This window comes from Thioalkalivibrio sp. ALgr1, assembly GCF_000378285.1.
Taxonomy (GTDB): domain Bacteria; phylum Pseudomonadota; class Gammaproteobacteria; order Ectothiorhodospirales; family Ectothiorhodospiraceae; genus Thioalkalivibrio.
Window position 1 is genome coordinate 12,179 of the sequence record NZ_KB905138.1, and the last position, 19,089, is coordinate 31,267.

The following is a 19,089-nucleotide window of genomic DNA, read 5'->3' on the forward strand; positions in this document are numbered from 1 at the left end:
AGGTACATGGCACAAGCGCAGACCCGGACCAAGAAAAAGGTCCGCAAAAATATCGCCGAGGGCGTGGCACACGTGTACGCCACGTTCAACAACACGATCATCACCATCACCGATCGTCAGGGCAACACGATCAGCTGGGCCACCTCGGGTGGCTCAGGCTTCCGTGGCTCGCGCAAGTCGACTCCGTTCGCAGCCCAGGTGGCCGCGGAACGTGCCGGTTCGGCCGCAGCCGAGCACGGCGTGAAGAACCTCGACGTGATGGTTCGCGGTCCGGGCCCGGGTCGCGAGTCGGCGGTACGTGCGCTGAACAATGCGGGGTTCAAGATCACGAACATCAGTGATGTCACCCCGATCCCTCACAACGGCTGCCGGCCGCCCAAGAAACGCCGCGTTTAAGGCTGGAGTTCAAGAATGGCTCGTTACATTGGACCGAAATGCAAGTTGAGTCGCCGCGAAGGCGTGGACCTGGGGCTGAAGAGCCGGGCGCGCGCGCTGGAGACCAAGTGCAAGCTGGACAAAGCCCCGGGGCAGCACGGCGAACGCCGTACCCGCCTGTCCGATTACGCCGTGCAGCTGCGTGAAAAGCAGAAGCTGCGCCGTATCTACGGGGTGCTGGAAAAGCAGTTCCGCAACTATTACAAGAAGGCCGCTCAGCGCAAGGGCTCCACGGGTGAAAACCTGCTGAAGCTGCTGGAAGGCCGTCTGGACAACGTCGTTTATCGCATGGGCTTCGGCAGCACCCGGTCCGAGGCGCGTCAGCTGGTCTCGCACCGCGCGGTGCTGGTCAATGGTCAGGTGGTGAATATCGCCGCCTACCAGGTGCAGCCGTCCGACGTCGTCAGCATTCGCGAGAAGGCACGCAAGCAGGTGCGTATCCAGGATTCCATGACCCTGGCCGAGCAGAGCGGTTTTCCGTCCTGGGTGGAAGTGGACACGAGCAAGTTCGAGGGCACCTTCAAGGCGATCCCGGACCGCTCCGACCTGCCCGCCGACATCAACGAGTCGCTCGTCGTCGAGCTGTACTCGAAGTAACCGTATAGCGGCCTTCCGCCAGGAGACACCATGCAGTCCAACGAACTGGTCAAGAAACAACAGATCGAGGTCGAGGCCGAGAATCGGAACCAGGCCAAGGTCGCGCTGGAGCCGCTCGAGCGGGGCTTCGGTCATACGCTGGGCAACGCCCTGCGCCGCGTGCTGCTGTCGTCGATCCCGGGTGCCGCGATCGTCGAGGCCCGTATCGAGGGCGTGCTGCACGAGTACACCGCGATCGAAGGTGTGCAGGAAGACGTGGTCGACATCCTGCTGAACCTGAAGGGTGTGGCGCTGCGCATGCACAGCCGCGAAGAGTCGACGCTGAGCCTGAAGAAAAAGGGCCCGTGCGTGGTGACCGCCGGTGACATCACCGTGGATCACGATGTCGAAGTCGTGAACCCGGAACATGTGATCGCGACGATCACCAAGAATGTCGAAATCGACATGACCCTGACCGCGCGTGCCGGGCGCGGCTACGAGCCGGTGAGTACTCGACGTCAGGCCGAAGGTGACGAGACCGGCATTGGCCGGCTGCTGCTGGATGCCAGCTTTAGCCCGATCCGCCGTGTCGCCTACCGTGTCGAGAGCGCCCGTCTGGCGCAGCGCACCGACATGGATCGCCTGGTGCTGGAGCTGGAAACGAATGGTGCGATCGCACCGGATGACGCGGTGCGTCAGGCGGCGACGATCCTGCAGGGTCAGCTGGCCCCGTTCGTCGATCTCCAGGAAGAGACGGGCGAGGTGCCGGGCACGACCGCTGGCGCGATCGATCCGATCCTGCTGCGTCCGGTGGACGAGCTGGAACTGACCGTGCGTTCGGCGAACTGCCTGAAGGCGGAGAACCTGTACTACATTGGTGATCTGGTCCAGCGTACCGAGGTTGAGCTGCTGCGTGCTCCCAACCTGGGCAAGAAGTCGCTGACCGAGATCAAGGACACGCTGGCCACTCACGGTCTGTCGCTCGGGATGCGTCTCGAGAACTGGCCGCCGCCGGGTCTGCGCGACGACAACGAGTAATCACGGCGCTTCGCGCCAACCGTATTTCAGAGGAAATCTCTCATGCGTCATCGTCATTCCGGCCGTCAGCTGGGCCGTAACAGCTCGCACCGCAAGGCCACTTTTCAGGCCCTGTCCGTGGCCCTGTTTCGGCACGAACTGATCAAGACCACGCTGCCGAAGGCCAAAGAGCTTCGCCGTGTGGCCGAGCCGCTGATCACCCTCGCGAAGGAAGACAGCGTGCACGGTCGTCGTACGGCGTTCGCCCGCCTTCGTGACAAGGAGATCGTGGGCAAGCTGTTCACCGAGCTGGGTCCGCGCTACGAGGGTCGGCCGGGTGGCTACCTGCGCATCCTGAAGTGCGGGAACCGCGCAGGCGACAACGCGCCGATGGCGTATGTCGAGCTGGTCGATCGGCCGGAGCCGAGTGCAGATCAGGAGAACGGCGAAGCCGCTTGATAGGCGACTGCTCGCGCATTAAAAAGCCGGCCTCTTGGGCCGGCTTTTTTGCGTCTGGGGGAAGGCAAACTCCCCCGGCGAAGTATCAGGCGGATGCGACTCGATTCTGGCGTGTATCGAGCAAGGGCGCCAGAAAGCGGCCTGTGTGGCTGCGCGGGGTACTGGCGACCGCCTCGGGGGTGCCGGCCACCAACAGCTCGCCACCGCCGCTACCGCCCTCTGGTCCGATGTCGATCAGCCAGTCGGCAGTCTTGATCACATCGAGGTTGTGTTCGATCACGACGATCGTATTGCCGTGGTCGCGCAGGCGGTGGAGTACTCGCAAGAGCTGGGCGATGTCCTCGAAATGCAGGCCGGTGGTGGGCTCGTCGAGGATGTACAGGGTGCGGCCGGTATCGCGTTTGGACAGCTCGCGCGCCAGCTTGATGCGCTGGGCCTCGCCACCGGACAGGGTGGTGGCGTTCTGGCCGAGCTGGATGTAGGACAGTCCGACCTCCATCAGCATCTCGAGCTTGCGATGGATCACTGGGACGGGCTGGAAGAACTCCAGGGCCTCCTCGACCGTCATCTCCAGTACCTCGTGGATGCTCTTGCCCTTGTAGCGGACCTCCAGGGTCTCGCGGTTGTAGCGCTTGCCCTTGCAGACGTCGCAGGGGACGAAGACATCCGGCAGGAAGTGCATCTCCACCTTGATCACGCCGTCGCCCTGGCAAGCCTCGCAGCGGCCGCCGCGCACGTTGAACGAGAAGCGACCGGGCTTGTAGCCGCGCGAGCGGGCCTCGGCGGTGGCGGCAAACAGCTCACGGATCGGCGTGAACAGGCCGGTGTAGGTCGCGGGGTTCGAGCGCGGGGTGCGGCCGATCGGGCTCTGGTCGATGTCGACGACCTTGTCGATTAGCTCGAGGCCGTCGATGCGCTCGTGCGGCGCGATCGTGTGGCGCCCGCCATGCAGGGCCACGGCGACGGCCGGGTAGAGCGTATTGTTGACCAGGGTCGATTTGCCGGATCCGGAGACGCCGGTGACACAGGTGAGCAGGCCCGTCGGGAACGCGAAGTCGCCGCCCTTCAGGTTGTTGCCGCGCGCGCCGATCACGCGGATCTCGCGCTCGGGGTCCGGTTCGACGCGCTTCTCCGGGACGGCGATCGCGCGTGTCCCGGTGAGATAGGCCCCAGTCAGTGAATCCGGTGTGCGGGCCACCTCGTCGGGGGTGCCGGCGGCGACGATCTGCCCACCATGACGGCCCGCACCGGGGCCGATATCGACCACATGATCGGCGGCACGGATCGCATCCTCGTCGTGCTCGACGACCACCACCGTGTTGCCGAGATCCCGCAGGTGACAAAGCGTCTTCAGTAGGCGCTCGTTGTCGCGCTGGTGCAGGCCGATCGACGGCTCATCGAGGATGTACATCACCCCCACCAGGGCCGACCCGATCTGTGACGCCAGCCGGATACGCTGGGCCTCGCCGCCCGACAGCGTGTCGGCGGAGCGATCCAGGGTCAGATAGTCGAGCCCGACATCGTTCAGGAATCCCAGGCGCGCGCCGATCTCGCGCACGATCTTCTCTGCGATCTGGGCGAAGCGTCCCGGCAGGCGCAGCTCGCCGAAGAAGGCCCGGGCATCGGCCACGCTCATGTGCGTGACCTCGGGCAGCGTGAGGTCGCTGACGAACACGTGGCGCGCCGCGGAGTTCAGGCGCGTGCCGTGGCACTCGGGGCAGGCCTGTTCGGCCAGATAGCGCCCCAGCTCCTCGCGTACGGCTGCGGAGTCGGTCTCGCGGTAGCGCCGTTCCAGGTTCGGGATCACCCCTTCGAACACGCGCTCGTCCGTGCGCAGGCGGCCATTCGCGGCCGGGGTCGACAGCTTGACCTTGTCCTTGCCGGAGCCGTGCAGCACCACGGCGCGGACCTCGGCCGGCAGCTCCTGCCAGGGGCTCTCGACGTCAAAGCCGTAATGCCGGGCCAGGCTGTTCAGCAGACTGAAGTACCAGGCATTGCGCCGGTCCCAGCCACGCACCGCCCCGCCAGCCAGACTCAGTTCGGGTTGCGAGACCACCCGCTCCGGGTCGAAGTACTGGCGCACGCCGAGGCCATCACAGGTGGGGCAGGCGCCGGCCGGGTTGTTGAACGAGAACAGCCGGGGCTCCAGCTCGCGCAGCGCATAGCCGCAGACGGGGCAGGCATAGCGCGCGGAAAAAATCATGGGCTCGCGTTCGGGCTCGTCCATCCAGGCGATCAGCGCCAGCCCGTCGGCCAGCTCGGTCGCCGTCTCGAAGGACTCGGCCAGGCGCTGGCGCAGGTCCTCGCGGACCTTGAAACGGTCGATCACGATCTCGATGTTGTGCTTGCGCTTGGCATCCAGCGCGGGCAGGGCATCGAGGTCGTGGATCTCGCCATTGATGCGGGCGCGCAGGTAGCCCTGGGCGCGCATGGACTCCAGCAGCTTGTGGTGCTCGCCCTTGCGTCCGCGCACGATCGGGGCCAGCAGCATCACCTTCTCGCCCTCGGGCAGATCCAGCACCTGATCCACCATCTGCGAGATGGTCTGGGCGGCCAGGGTCTCGCCGTGTTCCGGGCAGCGCGGCTCGCCGGCGCGCGCGAACAGGAGGCGCAGGTAGTCGTAGATCTCGGTGATGGTGCCGACCGTGGAGCGCGGGTTGTGCGAGGTGCTCTTCTGTTCGATGGAGATCGCCGGCGACAGGCCCTCGATCTGGTCCACGTCCGGCTTTTCCATCATCGACAGGAACTGGCGGGCGTAGGTGGACAGGCTCTCTACGTAGCGGCGTTGCCCCTCGGCAAACAGGGTGTCGAAGGCCAGCGACGACTTGCCGGAGCCGGACACGCCCGTGATCACGATCAGCCGGTCGCGCGGCAGGTCGAGATCGATGTTCTTCAGGTTGTGGGTGCGGGCCCCGCGGATGCTGATGCTGTCCATGGATCGGTATCGACTCCACCTGGTTGTGCAAGATGCGCCCGGCAGACTGCCCTGAGGCGCAAACCGCTCATGGTAACACTGCGGCGATCGCCGCCATGGTTTCCGTGGCGTTGTTGCCGGTAAACTCGGCACGCATGACAGCCCGTCCTTCCCTGCGGATTCCACCGGCATGACGCCCCGCGAGCTGCGCGCGACCTCCGGGCTCGCGGCCATCTATGGCGTGCGCATGGCCGGCCTGTTCATGGTGCTGCCGGTGTTCATGCTGCACCTGGACGCGCTCGCGGGTGCGACCCCGCTCCTGATGGGGCTGGCGCTGGGGATCTACGGCCTGACCCAGGCCCTGCTGCAGATCCCGTTTGGTCTGTTGTCCGACCGGCTGGGCCGCAAGCCACTGATCCTCGGCGGGCTCGTGCTCTTCGTGCTCGGGAGTCTGGTCGCGGCCCTGGCGGAGACCGTGCACGGGGTGATCCTGGGGCGGGCGCTGCAGGGCGCCGGGGCGGTGGCCGCGGTGATCCTCGCGCTGACCGCCGATCTGGTGGGCGAGGAGCGACGTATGCGCGCACTCGCGGTGATCGGACTGACCATCGGGCTGACCTTTACCGCCTCGATGGCGCTGGGGCCGGTCGTCGATCGCGCGGCCGGGTTGAGCGGGGTCTTCGGCCTGTCCGCATTGCTCGGGGTACTGGCGATCGTGATCCTGCTGTTCTGGGTGCCCAACCCGGAGCGCTCGCGGCAGCACCCGGATATGGTCCCCATGTGGTCCGCGCTGCCGCAGGTGCTGCGCGAACCGGAGCTGCTGCGCCTGAATCTCGGCATCTTCGTGCTGCACCTGGTGCTGGCGGCCAATTTCCTCGTGATCCCGCTGCTGCTGGTCGAGTATCTGGGGCTGGCCGGCGCCGAGCACTGGCGCTTTTATGTCCCGGTGCTGCTGGCGGGCTTTGCCCTGATGCTGCCGGGGATCATCCTGGGCGAGCGCCGCCGACGGGTGCATACGGTGATGCGCGGTGCGATTGCCCTGCTCGTGCTGGTCCAGCTCCTGCTGGCGCTGGTCCTCTTCAATGGCATGGGTATGTGGCTTTTTGTGGGTCTGATGGTGGCGTTTTTCGCCGCCTTCAATCTGCTGGAGGCCGGGCTGCCGTCCCTGGTCGCGCGGGAGGCGCCGGTCGCGCACAAGGGGACGGCCATGGGCGGCTTTGCCACGGCGCAGTTCCTGGGAATCTTCGCCGGGGGGCTGGTCGGGGGTGGCGTGCTGACCCTTACGGGGCCCGCCGGTGTCTTTCTTGCCTCCGTCCCCCTGCTGCTGATCTGGTTTGTGGTCGCCTGGCGCATGCAGCCACGCTATCGATCCAACCGTGTACTGGGGATTCCCGCCCACTGGGCGGGGCGCGAGGCCGAGCTGCGCTTCGCGCTGGCGGGCTGGCCCGGCATCGTGGAGGTGGCGCTGTCGCCCGATGCGCGGTCGCTGTACCTCAAGGTCGATCCCGGCGGGCCGGATACGGAGGCCCTGGTGGCCTGGCTGGCGCAGCCCCCCGATGGGGTGGCCGCGCGCGGGGGTTGAGCAGTGCCATCGGCGTTTGTGGCAATACCGCAAACGGGCGCTGCCGGCTCGCGGGCGCCCTGCTACAATTAAGGAAACACTGACCAATGTACGCGCTTGCGCTCGACGCTTTTGCGTGCGAACAAGGCGCAGCGACTGCCGTGCAGTCATTCTGCACAAGGGAGCCGCAACGCCGTGCGCATGCCAGTTTTTGATTACAACGGGCGGCCGAGCCCCTTCGGGGTTGGCACCCCAGGTTCCTCGATCCTGCGTTGCGCCGCTTGCGGGTAGAACCACTACCCGCTGCACGACGCGCCTTGTCTCGGAAAACCTGGGGTACCAACGCGAGCGTGTACATTGATCAGTGTTTCCTTAACGGTTCGTTTCCCGCGCCCTGCACAAGGCGTCAGACACTAAGGAGTTCCCATGGCCCGCGGCGTCAACAAAGTCATCCTGCTCGGTAATCTCGGAGCCGATCCGGAAAAGCGCGAGACCCCCAATGGGGTTACGGTTACCAATCTGCGGCTGGCGACCTCGGAGCAGTGGACCGACAAGAACTCCGGCGAGAAGCGCGAGAACACCGAATGGCACCGGGTGGTGATGTTCGGGCGTCTGGCCGACATCGCCGCGCAGTACCTGTCCAAGGGCTCGCAGGTCTATATCGAGGGCAAGATCCAGACCCGCAAGTGGCAGGACCAGTCCGGCAATGACCGCTACAGCACCGAGGTGGTCGCCAACGACATGCAGTTGATCGGCGGTCGTGGTGGTGGCGGTGGCGGCGGGTTCGACCAGGACCCGGGCTATGGCGGCGGCAATGCCTATGGCGGTGGCGGCCAGCAGGGCGGCAACCGCAGCAGCGCCCCGGTCTCCGGTGGCGCCTTCGATGACGACGACGTCCCGTTCTAAAGGGATGTCCCCGACGTCCACCAACACAAGTACGCACGCATGATCCGCAAGGTCTACATCCAGACGCACGGGTGTCAGATGAACGAGTACGACTCCGACCGCATGCTCGACGCGCTGCGCGAGCTGCACGGGGCGGAGCGTACCGATGACCCCGAGCAGGCCGATCTCCTGCTGATGAACACCTGCTCCATCCGCGAGAAGGCACAGGAGAAGGTGTTCTCGCTGCTGGGGCGCTGGCGCCAGATCAAGGAGCGCCGGCCGGAGGTGATCATCGGGGTCGGCGGCTGTGTGGCCAGCCAGGAGGGCGACGCCCTGCGCGAGCGGGCCCCGTACGTGGACCTGGTGTTCGGCCCGCAGACGCTGCACCGCCTGCCGGCGATGATCCAGTCGGTGCGCCGCGAGCGTGCGCCGGTGGTGGATATCTCCTTCCCCGAGATCGAGAAGTTCGACCGCCTGCCCGAGCCGAAGGCCGATGGCCCGACCGCGTTCGTCTCGGTGATGGAGGGCTGTTCCAAGTACTGCAGCTTCTGCGTGGTGCCCTATACGCGCGGTGACGAGATCAGCCGGCCGTTCGACGACGTGATCGCCGAGGTCGTGGCGCTGGCCGGGCAGGGGGTCAAGGAGATCAACCTGCTGGGGCAGAACGTGAATGCCTACCGCGGGCCGATGGAAGACGGTGACACCGCCGACCTCGCCCTGCTGATCCACTACGTCGCCGCGGTGGACGGGATCGAGCGCATCCGTTTTACCACCTCGCATCCGGTGGAGTTTTCCGATTCGCTGATCCAGGCCTATGCCGACGAGCCCAAGCTGGTCAGCCACTTGCACCTGCCGGTACAGAGCGGTTCCGACCGCATCCTGGCGCAGATGAAGCGTGGCCACACGATTCTGGAATACAAGTCCAAGATCCGCCGCCTGCGCGAGGCGCGTCCGGACCTGGACCTGTCCTCCGACTTCATCGTCGGCTTCCCCGGCGAGACGGACGCCGACCACGCGGCGACCATGAAGCTGATCGAGGAGCTGCACTTCGACTTCTCCTTCAGCTTCATCTACAGCGCCCGTCCGGGTACGCCAGCGGCCTCGCTGCCGGACGACGTGCCGCTGGCTACCAAGAAGGCTCGCCTGGCCGAGCTGCAGGCCCTGATCGAACAGCACGGGCGCGAGCGCAACCAGGCCATGGTCGGCAACATCGAGTCGGTCCTGGTCGAGGGCCCGGCCAAGCGCAATCCGGGCGAACTGGCCGGGCGCACGGCAAACAACCGCATCGTGAACTTCGCGGGCGACCCCAGCCTGATCGGACAGATGATCCCGGTCGAGATCACCGAGGCCCTGGCGCATTCCCTGCGCGGCCGTGCGGTCGAGCGGGCGATGCCCGCCGCCGTCGGCGCCTGATTGATGAGTAACCGTCTGGATTTCACCCTGGAGCCGGGGGACCAGGAGACGCTGGCGCGTCTGTCCGGTCCGCTGGATGCCCATCTGCGCCTGATCGAGTCGCGCCTGGGCGTGGCCGTGCACAATCGCGGGCCGCGCTTCAACCTGACCGGGCCGAAGGCCGCGGTACAGGCCGCCGGCGCGCTGATTCACGACCTCCACCGCATGGCGCAGGAGGAACCGGTCAGCCTGGAGCAGGTGCATACGGCACTGCAGACCGCGCACATGGAAGGGTTGGCGGAGGCCGAGCCGGCCGCCGCTGATCCCGCCTTGCGTCTGAAGCGCGCGGTGATCCGGGGCCGTGGTCCGCGCCAGAGCCGCTACCTGGCCTCGATCCAGCAGCATGACCTGAGCTTCGGGATTGGGCCCGCCGGGACCGGCAAGACCTTTCTCGCGGTGGCCGCCGCTGTCGCGGCGCTGGAGCAGGACCGCGTGCAGCGCCTGGTGCTGGTGCGTCCGGCGGTGGAGGCGGGCGAGCGCCTGGGTTTCCTGCCTGGCGATCTCGCGCAGAAGATCGACCCCTACCTGCGCCCGATGTACGACGCCCTGTATGAACTGATGGGCTTCGACCAGACCGCGCGTCTGATGGAGCGCCAGGTGATCGAGGTGGCCCCGCTGGCCTACATGCGCGGGCGCACGCTGAACGAGGCCTTCATCATCCTCGACGAGGCACAGAACACCACCGTCGAGCAGATGAAGATGTTCCTCACCCGGATCGGCTTTGGTTCCACGGCGGTCGTCAATGGCGATATCACCCAGGTGGATCTGCCGCGCGGCCAGCGTTCGGGCCTGAAGCACGCGATGCAGATTCTGCAGGGCGTGGAGGGGGTGAGCATTACGCGGTTCCAGGCGGGCGATGTGGTGCGCCACCCGCTGGTGCAGCGCATCGTCGAGGCCTACGACGCACACGAGGATGACGCGGCACAGGAGGGCGGACCCCGAGGCGATGGCGACGCTTGAGGTCGTGGTCCAGTATGCCCTGCCGCGTCGGGGGATCCCGTCCGCCGTTACCCTGCACCGGGCCGCGCGCGCCGCATGGCGCGGGGCCGGCCGGGCCCGCGTAACCCTGCGCGTGGTGGATGCCGACGAAGGCCTGGAACTGAACCGGGGCTTTCGCGGGCGTGCCTACGCCACCAACGTATTGTCCTTCCCCGCCCCCGATCTGCCCGCGATGGCGGCGGGCGAGCCGCACTATCTCGGCGATATCGTGCTCTGTGCGCCGGTGCTGGCGCGCGAGGCGGCCGAGCAGGGCAAGTCCCTGCGGGCCCATTACAATCACATGGTGGTGCATGGCCTGCTGCATCTGCAGGGCATGGATCACCAGGAACCCGGCGAGGCCGAGGCGATGGAGGCCGTTGAGCGCTCGATCCTGGCCGGGTTAGGCTATCCCGACCCCTATCAGACCGGCTCTCCGGCCCGTGACCCAAGCGCGCCCGCCACCGGAACCGTCCCCAATGCCTGAACCCGTACCCGACGAGCAACCTACCTGGCGGCGCTGGCTGGAGCGCGCGAAGACGCGCCTGTGGCCGCGCCGCGATCCTGCCACCCGCCCCGAATTGATCGAGACGCTGCGCGATGCGCACGGTCGCGAGCTGGTCGACCCCGAGGCCCTGACCATGCTCGAGGGCGTGCTCAACGTGGCCGACATGCAGGTGCGCGACATCATGATCCCGCGTGCGCAGATGGAGGTCGTCCGCCGCGACGCGCGCCTGTCCGAGTTCCTGCCGGACGTGGTCGCCTCCGCGCACTCGCGCCTGCCGGTGGTCGGGGACCACCGCGACGAGGTCGTCGGTGTCCTGCTGGCCAAGGACCTGCTGCGCTTTTTCGGCGAGCCCGACGATGCCGCCTTCGACATGCAGGAGATCCTGCGCCCGGCGGTGTTCGTGCCGGAGAGCAAGCGCCTGAACGTGCTGCTGAAGGAGTTCCGCCTGAGCCGCAACCACATGGCGATCGTGGTGGACGAGTACGGTGGCGTGGCCGGGCTGGTGACCATCGAGGACGTGCTGGAGCAGATCGTCGGCGAGATCGAGGACGAGCACGATGTCGAGGACTACCTGACCCAGATCATGCAGCACCCCGGCGGGCGCTACACCATCAAGGCGCTGACGCCGATGGAGGAGTTCAACGCCTACTTCCAGACCGCCTACAGCGAGGACGACTTCGACACCATCGGCGGACTGGTGCTGTCGCACTTCGGCCATGTGCCGCGACGTGGCGAGCAGATCGTGATCGACGGCATGCGTTTTCGTGTGCTGCGCGCGGACAACCGCCGCCTGCATCTGCTGGAGATGCGCCTGCCGGAGCCCGACGTGATCCCGGTCTCGGATGACTCTGGCCAGACCTTCGAGGGCCAGCCGACCGACGGCGGCGAGCACAAGGGGGCCTGATGCAGCCACTGGCCGAGCGTCTGCCTGCCTGGGCCATCACAGTGCTGGCCCTGGTCTCAGGGGCGGGGGCGACCCTCGCCTTTGCCCCGGTCGGCTGGTTCCTGGCCGCGCCCCTGGGGCTGGCCGTCTGGTTTGGCCTGCTGATCGACGCACCGCCGCGGCAGGCCGCCTGGACCGGCTATGCCTTCGGGCTCGGGTTCTTCGGGGCCGGCGTGACCTGGATCTTCAACAGCCTGCTGGTATTCGGGCAGGCCCCCCTGGTGGTGGCCTCGTTCATCACCGTGCTCTTCGTACTGATGATGGCCCTTTATCCGGCCCTGCTCGCGGGGCTGGCCGCCCGTTTTCTGCCGCTGACGCGACCAGCCGGGCTGCTGGCCCTGGCCGGGGGTGTGGTGCTGATGGAACTGGCCCGGTCCTGGCTGTTCTCGGGCTTCCCCTGGCTGCTGTTCGGGCACACGGTGCTGGACACCCCACTGCAGGGCTGGCTGCCCCTGGCCGGGGAGCTGGGCGCCGGGCTGATGGTCGCGTTGCTCGCGGTGGCCGTGGTCAGTGTATTTCTGCCGGGGAAGCGCTGGCTGGGAGCAGGGCTGGCCGTCACGGTGGTGATCGCATCGCTGGCACTGGGGCTCGTGCGCTGGGTGGAGCCCACCGGCGAGGAGATCCCGGTCGCGATGGTGCAGGGCAACATCGACCAGGCCCGCAAATGGGCCCCGGACGGGATCGAGTATTCGCTGGATATCTATCAGGAGTTGACCCGCGAGGCCGTCGGGGATGCGTTGATCGTCTGGCCGGAGACCGCGATACCGGCGTTCTATACCGAGGTTCACCGTCCTCTGGAAGGCATTGCGAGCGAGCTCGCCGAGGCCGGTGGCGAGCTGGTGGTCGGTATCTTCGATTACGAGGCCGAGGGGCGGGATGTCTTCAACTCGGTGGTGCATGTCGGCAGTGGCGTGGGCTACAACAAGCGCCAGCTGGTGCCCTTTGGCGAGTACATCCCGCTGCGCGATCGCCTGGCCTGGCTGGACCGGCTGCTGCAGATCCCGATGTCGGACCTCTCCCCGGGCAGGGGCGATGGCCGCATGGAGATGGCCGGGACGACCGCCGGGGTCAGTATTTGCTACGAGTCCGCCTATTCCCGTCACATTCGCGCGGCACTGCCGGAGGCCGGATTCCTGGTCAACGTCTCCAACGACGCCTGGTTCGGCGACAGCCTGGCCCCGGCCCAGCACCTGCAGATTGCCCGGGTGCGCGCGGTGGAGACCGGGCGCCCGATGGTGCGTTCGACCAACACGGGCATCTCGGCGCTGATCGATGCCGATGGCCGTATCCTGGAACGCTCGGGTCTGTTTACCCGCGAGGTGGTCCGCGGGACGCTGGAGCCGCGCACCGGGCTGACCCCCGCCGCCGCGCTGGGCGAGGGCCCGGCGGTGCTGGCTGCGCTGGTACTGGTGGTGCTGGGTGCGGCGGTGGGTTGCCGCACCCGGTCACAGTCGGTCTGACGTTTCCGCTGGACTATGAGCCTGTCGGACCTGGGACTGATCGGCTCCTAGGCCTCTGCGGTCTCGCTGGCGCCCGGGCCACGGCGGAAGGTCGTGTTATGGCAGTTGGAGCAGGGCGGAATGCGCGCGACCTTGGTCATGTGCAGGGCATGGCCGCATTTCTTGCACAATAGCTCGCCGGGGCCAGTGATCTCGCCGGTGTGCCATTCGCCCATCACCTGGGCGCGGGCGGTCAGCTCGGTGATCTCGATGCGAGTCCTGTCGGCGATGCGCTCCAGCGCATTGAGAACACTGGCCTCGATCAGCCCGAGGTCGATCCGCAGCCAGCCGCGCCAGTCCTCGCTGCGGCTGTCCAGGTAAGCCCCCAGGTCCTGCAGGTCGCGGCGCAGATAGTCCATGACCTCGTGGGCCTCCTCGCGCGTGAGGTCGCTGGCCTTCTGTACGCGGTCGCGGGCGTTTTCCAGTGTCTCGGTGATCGCCTTGCTGGTCTTGTCCTCCAGTTTTTCGAGATCTTCGGTGACCTCGTGCAGCATCCGGTGGTAGGCGCTGCTCAGTCGGTTCTCGCGTTCCTCGTCCCTGCGTTCTTCGCTCATCGATTCCTCCGTCGATTGTTGGGGAGGGGCGGTTGCCCCCCTCCCCAGGATTAGAGCCTTTTTACGCAGTTTCGACCAGATCCCGGTAGCCGTGCCACATCGCAAAGCCGAGCCACGGGAAGATCACGATCAGTGCCAGCAAGGCCGTGGCCACCGAGATCACGAACAGGGTGGTAATGATCAGCCCCCACAGGATCAGCGTGCCCCGGTTGTGGTTGAAGGCCTTCAGGCTCATCCCGATCGCGTCGACCAGCGTGGTCTGCGGGGCCTCCTCGCGGGCGCGGTGATCGATCATGGCGGGCAAGGTGACGAGGCTCAGTACGAAGACTATGAGCCCGAACACCACGGCGGCCACGACTACCCCGATCAGGGAGATGATCCCGGAGCCGGTGGTCAGCATGGTGCCCACCAGGTGATGCAACTGCCCGGTCACACCCAGTTCGCCGATATTCAGCACGGCGACCCACATCCAGACGAAGCTCGCCCAGATAACGAAGATCAGGGCCAGCAGCAGGGCGAATACCCAGACCGATCCCCCCAGATGGGTAAGCCAGCCGAGGCCTGCGCCAGTGGAATGGCCCTGTTCGCGTTCCATCGCCAGGTAGTTCACGCCGACGGCGAGCACCGGCCCCAGGAACAGGAAGCCGGCCAGGAAGGAAAAGGCCATCCAGGGCTGGTTCCATGACATTCCCAGCAGCACCAGGCCGACGATGGCGATGACCAGGCCGTGTATCAGGGCCACGGGTGTTTTCCAGAGGTCTCGCCAGCCCTTGCCCAGCCAGGTCCCGAGATGGTCGGGCTCCACTGTGCGGATTGCGGGACTCTCGGTCTCGGGTGTGTGTTCTCTTTCGACTTCGCCCAGGTCTTCGGGATAGGCGCGCTTCACAACGGGGATTTCGTCCTTTTCCTCACTCATGTCCTCAACTCCTTGGGACTTTTTCGTGGGCTCACTGATTCCGTCTGTCGTGATGCGCAGTGGTTCCGGTCATTTTTTGAAGCCCGTCTCGAAAACCGGCGGGTTGCCCGGGTGCCCCGGTCAGCGTCGTTTGCTTGGAGGGGGTACGGGCGGCTGGTATTCTGCGCAGTTCTTTGTTTCCCGCGATAAAGGCACAGGTGAGGCGCATGCAGGAGCAGTATTCCCCGGAGGTGATCGAGGCGCAGGTACAGCGCCAGTGGGAGGAGGCCGACTGCTTCCGCGCGCGCGAGGACGCCCCCGGCGAGCCGTTCTACTGCCTGTCCATGTTCCCCTACCCGTCGGGCAAGCTGCACATGGGGCATGTGCGCAACTACACCATCGGGGACGTGATCGCGCGCTTCCAGCGCATGCAGGGCAGGAGCGTGCTGCAGCCGATGGGCTGGGATGCCTTCGGCCTGCCGGCGGAGAACGCGGCGATGCAGAACCACGTCCCGCCGGCCGCCTGGACCCGCCAGAACATCGAGCAGATGCGCACCCAGCTCAAGCGCCTGGGCTTCGCCTATGACTGGTCGCGCGAGTTCGCGACCTGCGATGCCGACTACTACCGCTGGGAACAGTGGCTGTTTGTGCGCCTGCTGAAGAAGGGCCTGGTCTACCGCAAGAAGGCGACCGTGAACTGGGACCCGGTGGACCAGACCGTGCTCGCCAACGAGCAGGTGATCGAGGGCCGCGGCTGGCGCTCCGGCGCGCTGGTCGAGCGCCGCGAGATGCCGCAGTGGTTCCTGCGCATCACCGACTACGCCGACGAGCTGCTGGAGGCCCTGGACGGGCTGGACGGCTGGCCGGACCAGGTGCGCACCATGCAGCGCAACTGGATCGGGCGTTCCGAGGGCGTGGAGCTGGAATTCGCGGTGGACGGCGGCGAGCCGCTGACCGTCTACACCACGCGCCCGGACACCCTGTTCGGCGTCTCCTACATGGCGCTGGCCCCGGAGCACCCGCGGGTGCAGGCGCTGGCGGAACATGACGCCGACCTGGCCGCGTTCGTCGCCGACTGCGCGCAGGGCGGGGTGGCCGAGGCCGATCTGGCGACCATGGAGAAGAAGGGCCGGTCGCTGGGCTTTACCGCCCGCCACCCGCTGACCGGAGCGGAGGTCCCGGTCTGGGTCGCCAACTTCGTGCTGATGGAATACGGCACCGGCGCAGTGATGGCGGTGCCGGCACACGACGAACGCGACCACGAGTTCGCCACGCAGTACGGGCTGCCGATCCGGCAGGTGATCGCCCCGGCCGGCGGCGCCGAGTGCGACGTACAAGCCGCGGCCTTCACCGATCCCGGCGTGCTGGTGAACTCCGGCGACTTCGACGGGCAGGCCTCCGAGGCGGCCAAGGCCGCGATCGCCGAACACCTGGAACAGGCCGGGCTGGGCCGGCGCCGGCGCAACTACCGCCTGCGCGACTGGGGCATCTCGCGCCAGCGCTACTGGGGCTGCCCGATCCCGGTGATCCACTGCGACGACTGCGGGGCGGTGCCGGTGCCGGAAGCCGACCTGCCGGTGCGCCTGCCGGAGGACGTGATCCCGGACGGCGCCGGCTCGCCCCTGGCGCGCATGCCCGAGTTCTTCGAGGCAACCTGCCCGGAATGCGGCAAGGCGGCGCGGCGCGAGACCGACACCTTCGACACCTTCTTCGAGTCGAGCTGGTACTTCGCGCGTTACGCCTGTGCCGACAACGACACCGCGATGCTGGATGCGCGAGCCGACCACTGGCTGCCGGTGGATCAGTACGTCGGCGGCATCGAGCATGCCGTGCTGCATCTGCTGTATGCGCGCTTCTTCCACAAGCTGCTGCGCGACGAGGGCCTGCTGGCCTCCGACGAGCCATTCACCCGGCTGCTGACCCAGGGGATGGTGATCGCGCCGACCTTCTACCGCGAACGCGGTGACGGCGGGAAGGACTGGATCAACCCGGCCGATGTCGAGCTGGAACGCGCGGAGGACGGCGCCGTGAAGGCCGCGCGCCACCGCGAGGACGGCCAGCCGGTGGTCGTGGGCGGCATGGAGAAGATGTCCAAGTCGAAGAACAACGGCGTGGACCCGCAGGCGCTGATCGAGCGCTTCGGTGCCGACACCGCGCGGCTGTTCACCATGTTCGCCGCGCCGCCGGACCTGTCGCTGGAGTGGTCCGACTCCGGCGTCGAGGGCGCGCAGCGCTTCATCAAGCGCCTGTGGCGGGCGGTGCACGAGCACGTGAACGGCGATGCGCCGGGTGCGCTGGATGTGGACGCGCTGGACGACGCCGGGCGCGAGCTGCGGCGCAAGCTGCACGACACCATCGCCAAGGTGACTGACGACATCGGGCGGCGCCAGACCTTCAACACGGCGGTGGCCGCGAACATGGAGCTGCTGAACGATCTCGGAAAATTCCCGAAGGATGCGGCCCGGGCCGCGGCCGTGCGCCAGGAGGCCCTGGAGGGCATCGTGCGCATGCTGGCGCCGATCATCCCGCATGTGACCGAGATGCTGTGGCGCGCGCTGGGCCATGACGAGCTGGTCGCGACCACCGCCTGGCCGACGGTCGACGAGGCCGCGCGCCAGGCCGCGCAGGAGACCCTGGCGGTGCAGGTGAACGGCAAGCGCCGCGCCGAGATCGCGGTCCCCGCCGGTGCCGACCGCGATGCGATCGAGGCCGCCGCGCGCGGCGACGAGAACGTGCAGCGGCACATTGAGGGACACAACGTGGTGAAGGTGATCGTGGTGCCCGGTCGCCTGGTGAACTTCGTGGTGAAGCCGCAATGACCGCGGTGCTGCGCGCAGTGCTGGTCGTATGGCTGGCGGTTGCTGTGGCCGCCTGCGGCTTCCAGCTGCGCGGCAGCATGGACTGGCCGGAGGCCCTGGCCCCGGTGCAGATCACCGGCGTGAATCCGCGGGACTCCCTGTACCGCGAGCTGGCGGTGGCCTTCGGCTCGGCCGGGGTCGAGGTGGTCGATCAGCGCCCCGAGGGGCAGGGCGCCACCCTGGATGTGCGCTCCGTGCGCGACCGTCGGCGCACGCTGTCGGTGACCGACGCGGCACGGGTCGCGGAGTACGAACTGATCCGGTCGGTGGAGGTGCGCCTGCGCCCGGTGGACGGCGAGGCTGTGGATCTGGGCACGTTGCACGCAAGCCGGATCTATCTGTTCGACGGCTCGGCGGTGCTCAGCCGTTCCGAGCGCGAGGAGACCCTGCGCGAGGCAATGAACCGGGATATCGTCAGCCAGCTGCAGCGTCGTATTCAGGCGGTGATCGGAGCCGACGGGCAGTTGCGCACGGATGTCGAGTTCGAGGATGACCAGCCGATGACTGGAGAACCTACCGACTGATGGCCCAGGATCTCGCCCGCCTGGAACAGGATCTGGCGCGCGGCGTGGCGCCGATCTACCTGCTGCTGGCCGAGGAGCCATTGCAGGCGATCGAGGCGGCCGATGCGATCCGTGCGGCGGCCCGCGACCAGGGCTATCTGGAACGGACCGTGCTGGACATGACCGCGCAGTCCGACTGGGCGCCGTTCGAGTCCGCGATCCGCGACCGGTCCCTGTTCGCCGAGCGCAGCGTGCTGGACCTGCGCCTGGCCACTGGCAAGCCGGGCAAGGTAGGTGGCGATCACCTGAAGGCCTATGCGGCCGATCCCCAGGACGATCTCGTGCTGCTGTTGCAGCTCCCGCGGCCGGATCGGGACATGCGCCGGGCAGCCTGGTTCAAGGCGCTGGAGAACCGTGCGGTGGTGCTGCACGCGCGTCCGATCCCGCCATCCCAGCTGGGTCCGTGGGTTCGCGCCCGCCTGCAGCGCCATGGCCTGACGATCACGGATCCGGCGCTGGCGCTGCTGGTCTCGCGCATCGAGGGCAATCTGCTGGCCGCGCGCCAGGAGATCGAGAAGCTGGCGCTGGCGGGCGTGACCGACATCGACGAGGCCGTGCTGGCCGAAGCCACCACCGACGCCGCGCGCTTCGAGCTGTTTGCCCTGGCCCCGACCGCACTGCGCGGCGATGCCCGACATGCCCTGCGCATGCTGGAGGGGCTGCTGGACGAGGGACAGCCGGAGCCCCTGATCCTCTGGGCGCTGGCGCGCGAATGCCGGCTGCTGGTGCAGGCGATGGAGCGCAAGGCGGCCGGGGCGCCGGATCGCGAGGCCTTTCAGGGCAGCTTCGGAGACGGCCAGAAGGCCCTGCGCCAGGCGATGTCGCGGCTGAGCCTGCCGGCGGCGCGCGGGCTGCTGGGCGAGGCCGCGCGCGTGGATCGGGTCATCAAGGGTCAGGAAAACGGCAACGCCCGGCAGGGGTTGCTAGACTTGGTGGCCCGTATGGCGGGACGCCGGTTGTCCCGGCCATTGCCCGCACTGAACACCGAACGAGTCTGA

17 protein-coding genes are annotated in these 19,089 nt (G+C 67.3%); 14 read left to right on the forward strand and 3 right to left on the reverse strand.

Annotated elements, in window-relative coordinates:
- Positions 1-6: 6 nt before the first annotated feature.
- Genes rpsK through rplQ form a run of 4 tightly spaced genes read left to right on the forward strand, consistent with a single transcriptional unit; the run spans position 7 to position 2,487 of the window.
- Complete coding sequence (rpsK, locus tag F466_RS0112440) at positions 7-396, forward strand: 30S ribosomal protein S11 (protein WP_012983509.1); 390 nt, start codon at positions 7-9, stop codon at positions 394-396.
- A 15-nt stretch (positions 397-411) separates the two neighbouring features.
- Positions 412-1,032, forward strand: coding sequence for a 30S ribosomal protein S4 (rpsD, locus tag F466_RS0112445; RefSeq protein ID WP_012983508.1), 621 nt, complete (start codon positions 412-414; stop codon positions 1,030-1,032).
- 30 nt (positions 1,033-1,062) lie between these two features.
- Positions 1,063-2,049 carry a DNA-directed RNA polymerase subunit alpha gene (gene rpoA, locus F466_RS0112450; RefSeq protein ID WP_012983507.1) on the forward strand — a complete coding sequence of 329 codons (987 nt, stop codon included), beginning with the start codon at positions 1,063-1,065 and terminating at the stop codon, positions 2,047-2,049.
- Positions 2,050-2,091: 42 nt separating this feature from the next.
- A complete protein-coding gene (gene rplQ, locus F466_RS0112455; protein WP_018138191.1) occupies positions 2,092-2,487 on the forward strand; it encodes a 50S ribosomal protein L17 in 396 nt (131 codons plus the stop codon).
- Positions 2,488-2,572: 85 nt separating this feature from the next.
- On the opposite strand, the gene uvrA is transcribed toward rplQ, so the two are convergent.
- Entirely contained in the window at positions 2,573-5,422 is a 2,850-nt protein-coding gene (gene uvrA / locus F466_RS0112460) for an excinuclease ABC subunit UvrA (protein WP_018994261.1), read from the reverse strand.
- A gap of 169 nt (positions 5,423-5,591) precedes the next feature.
- Between uvrA and F466_RS0112465 the strand changes: the two genes are divergently transcribed.
- The 7 genes from F466_RS0112465 (at position 5,592) to lnt (ending at position 13,182) form a co-directional block, all read left to right on the forward strand.
- Positions 5,592-6,980: an MFS transporter gene (locus F466_RS0112465; RefSeq protein WP_018174532.1), complete on the forward strand. Its 1,389-nt coding sequence runs from the start codon at positions 5,592-5,594 to the stop codon at positions 6,978-6,980.
- A gap of 405 nt (positions 6,981-7,385) precedes the next feature.
- Positions 7,386-7,865 carry a single-stranded DNA-binding protein gene (ssb, locus tag F466_RS0112470; protein WP_018138188.1) on the forward strand — a complete coding sequence of 160 codons (480 nt, stop codon included), beginning with the start codon at positions 7,386-7,388 and terminating at the stop codon, positions 7,863-7,865.
- A 39-nt stretch (positions 7,866-7,904) separates the two neighbouring features.
- Complete coding sequence (gene miaB / locus F466_RS0112475; RefSeq protein ID WP_018994262.1) at positions 7,905-9,257, forward strand: tRNA (N6-isopentenyl adenosine(37)-C2)-methylthiotransferase MiaB; 1,353 nt, start codon at positions 7,905-7,907, stop codon at positions 9,255-9,257.
- A 3-nt stretch (positions 9,258-9,260) separates the two neighbouring features.
- A complete protein-coding gene (locus F466_RS0112480; RefSeq protein WP_018138186.1) occupies positions 9,261-10,256 on the forward strand; it encodes a PhoH family protein in 996 nt (331 codons plus the stop codon).
- Positions 10,243-10,758 carry an rRNA maturation RNase YbeY gene (gene ybeY / locus F466_RS0112485; RefSeq protein ID WP_018138185.1) on the forward strand — a complete coding sequence of 172 codons (516 nt, stop codon included), beginning with the start codon at positions 10,243-10,245 and terminating at the stop codon, positions 10,756-10,758. Before F466_RS0112480 ends, ybeY begins: the two co-directional genes overlap by 14 nt.
- Positions 10,751-11,683, forward strand: a complete 933-nt coding sequence (locus F466_RS0112490) for an HlyC/CorC family transporter (protein WP_018994263.1) — start codon at positions 10,751-10,753, stop codon at positions 11,681-11,683. Before ybeY ends, F466_RS0112490 begins: the two co-directional genes overlap by 8 nt.
- Complete coding sequence (gene lnt / locus F466_RS0112495) at positions 11,683-13,182, forward strand: apolipoprotein N-acyltransferase (protein ID WP_018994264.1); 1,500 nt, start codon at positions 11,683-11,685, stop codon at positions 13,180-13,182. The genes F466_RS0112490 and lnt overlap by 1 nt, the downstream gene beginning before the upstream one ends.
- Before the next feature lie 47 nt (positions 13,183-13,229).
- On the opposite strand, the gene F466_RS0112500 is transcribed toward lnt, so the two are convergent.
- Together F466_RS0112500 and F466_RS0112505 are read right to left on the reverse strand one after the other, a co-directional pair.
- On the reverse strand, positions 13,230-13,775 hold the full coding sequence (locus F466_RS0112500) for a zinc ribbon-containing protein (RefSeq protein WP_018138182.1): 546 nt from the start codon (positions 13,773-13,775) through the stop codon (positions 13,230-13,232).
- Positions 13,776-13,836: 61 nt separating this feature from the next.
- Complete coding sequence (locus F466_RS0112505; RefSeq protein ID WP_018138181.1) at positions 13,837-14,691, reverse strand: DUF2189 domain-containing protein; 855 nt, start codon at positions 14,689-14,691, stop codon at positions 13,837-13,839.
- Between the two features lie 206 nt (positions 14,692-14,897).
- Between F466_RS0112505 and leuS the strand changes: the two genes are divergently transcribed.
- From leuS to holA, 3 genes are read left to right on the forward strand one after another with little or no spacing between them, the layout of a single operon-like run.
- Positions 14,898-17,489, forward strand: a complete 2,592-nt coding sequence (gene leuS / locus F466_RS0112510) for a leucine--tRNA ligase (RefSeq protein ID WP_018994265.1) — start codon at positions 14,898-14,900, stop codon at positions 17,487-17,489.
- Positions 17,486-18,052 (forward strand): LPS assembly lipoprotein LptE, encoded by a 567-nt coding sequence (lptE, locus tag F466_RS0112515; RefSeq protein ID WP_018138179.1) that lies wholly within the window; start codon positions 17,486-17,488, stop codon positions 18,050-18,052. Before leuS ends, lptE begins: the two co-directional genes overlap by 4 nt.
- Positions 18,052-19,089, forward strand: a complete 1,038-nt coding sequence (gene holA, locus F466_RS0112520) for a DNA polymerase III subunit delta (RefSeq protein ID WP_018138178.1) — start codon at positions 18,052-18,054, stop codon at positions 19,087-19,089. The genes lptE and holA overlap by 1 nt, the downstream gene beginning before the upstream one ends.

Coding starts and splice junctions, on each gene's coding strand:
- rpsK (WP_012983509.1), top strand. CDS start 7: ATGGCACAAGCGCAGACCCGGACCAAGAAAAAGGTCCGCAAAAATATC.
- rpsD (WP_012983508.1), top strand. CDS start 412: ATGGCTCGTTACATTGGACCGAAATGCAAGTTGAGTCGCCGCGAAGGC.
- rpoA (WP_012983507.1), top strand. CDS start 1,063: ATGCAGTCCAACGAACTGGTCAAGAAACAACAGATCGAGGTCGAGGCC.
- rplQ (WP_018138191.1), top strand. CDS start 2,092: ATGCGTCATCGTCATTCCGGCCGTCAGCTGGGCCGTAACAGCTCGCAC.
- uvrA (WP_018994261.1), bottom strand. CDS start 5,422: ATGGACAGCATCAGCATCCGCGGGGCCCGCACCCACAACCTGAAGAAC.
- F466_RS0112465 (WP_018174532.1), top strand. CDS start 5,592: ATGACGCCCCGCGAGCTGCGCGCGACCTCCGGGCTCGCGGCCATCTAT.
- ssb (WP_018138188.1), top strand. CDS start 7,386: ATGGCCCGCGGCGTCAACAAAGTCATCCTGCTCGGTAATCTCGGAGCC.
- miaB (WP_018994262.1), top strand. CDS start 7,905: ATGATCCGCAAGGTCTACATCCAGACGCACGGGTGTCAGATGAACGAG.
- F466_RS0112480 (WP_018138186.1), top strand. CDS start 9,261: ATGAGTAACCGTCTGGATTTCACCCTGGAGCCGGGGGACCAGGAGACG.
- ybeY (WP_018138185.1), top strand. CDS start 10,243: ATGGCGACGCTTGAGGTCGTGGTCCAGTATGCCCTGCCGCGTCGGGGG.
- F466_RS0112490 (WP_018994263.1), top strand. CDS start 10,751: ATGCCTGAACCCGTACCCGACGAGCAACCTACCTGGCGGCGCTGGCTG.
- lnt (WP_018994264.1), top strand. CDS start 11,683: ATGCAGCCACTGGCCGAGCGTCTGCCTGCCTGGGCCATCACAGTGCTG.
- F466_RS0112500 (WP_018138182.1), bottom strand. CDS start 13,775: ATGAGCGAAGAACGCAGGGACGAGGAACGCGAGAACCGACTGAGCAGC.
- F466_RS0112505 (WP_018138181.1), bottom strand. CDS start 14,691: ATGAGTGAGGAAAAGGACGAAATCCCCGTTGTGAAGCGCGCCTATCCC.
- leuS (WP_018994265.1), top strand. CDS start 14,898: ATGCAGGAGCAGTATTCCCCGGAGGTGATCGAGGCGCAGGTACAGCGC.
- lptE (WP_018138179.1), top strand. CDS start 17,486: ATGACCGCGGTGCTGCGCGCAGTGCTGGTCGTATGGCTGGCGGTTGCT.
- holA (WP_018138178.1), top strand. CDS start 18,052: ATGGCCCAGGATCTCGCCCGCCTGGAACAGGATCTGGCGCGCGGCGTG.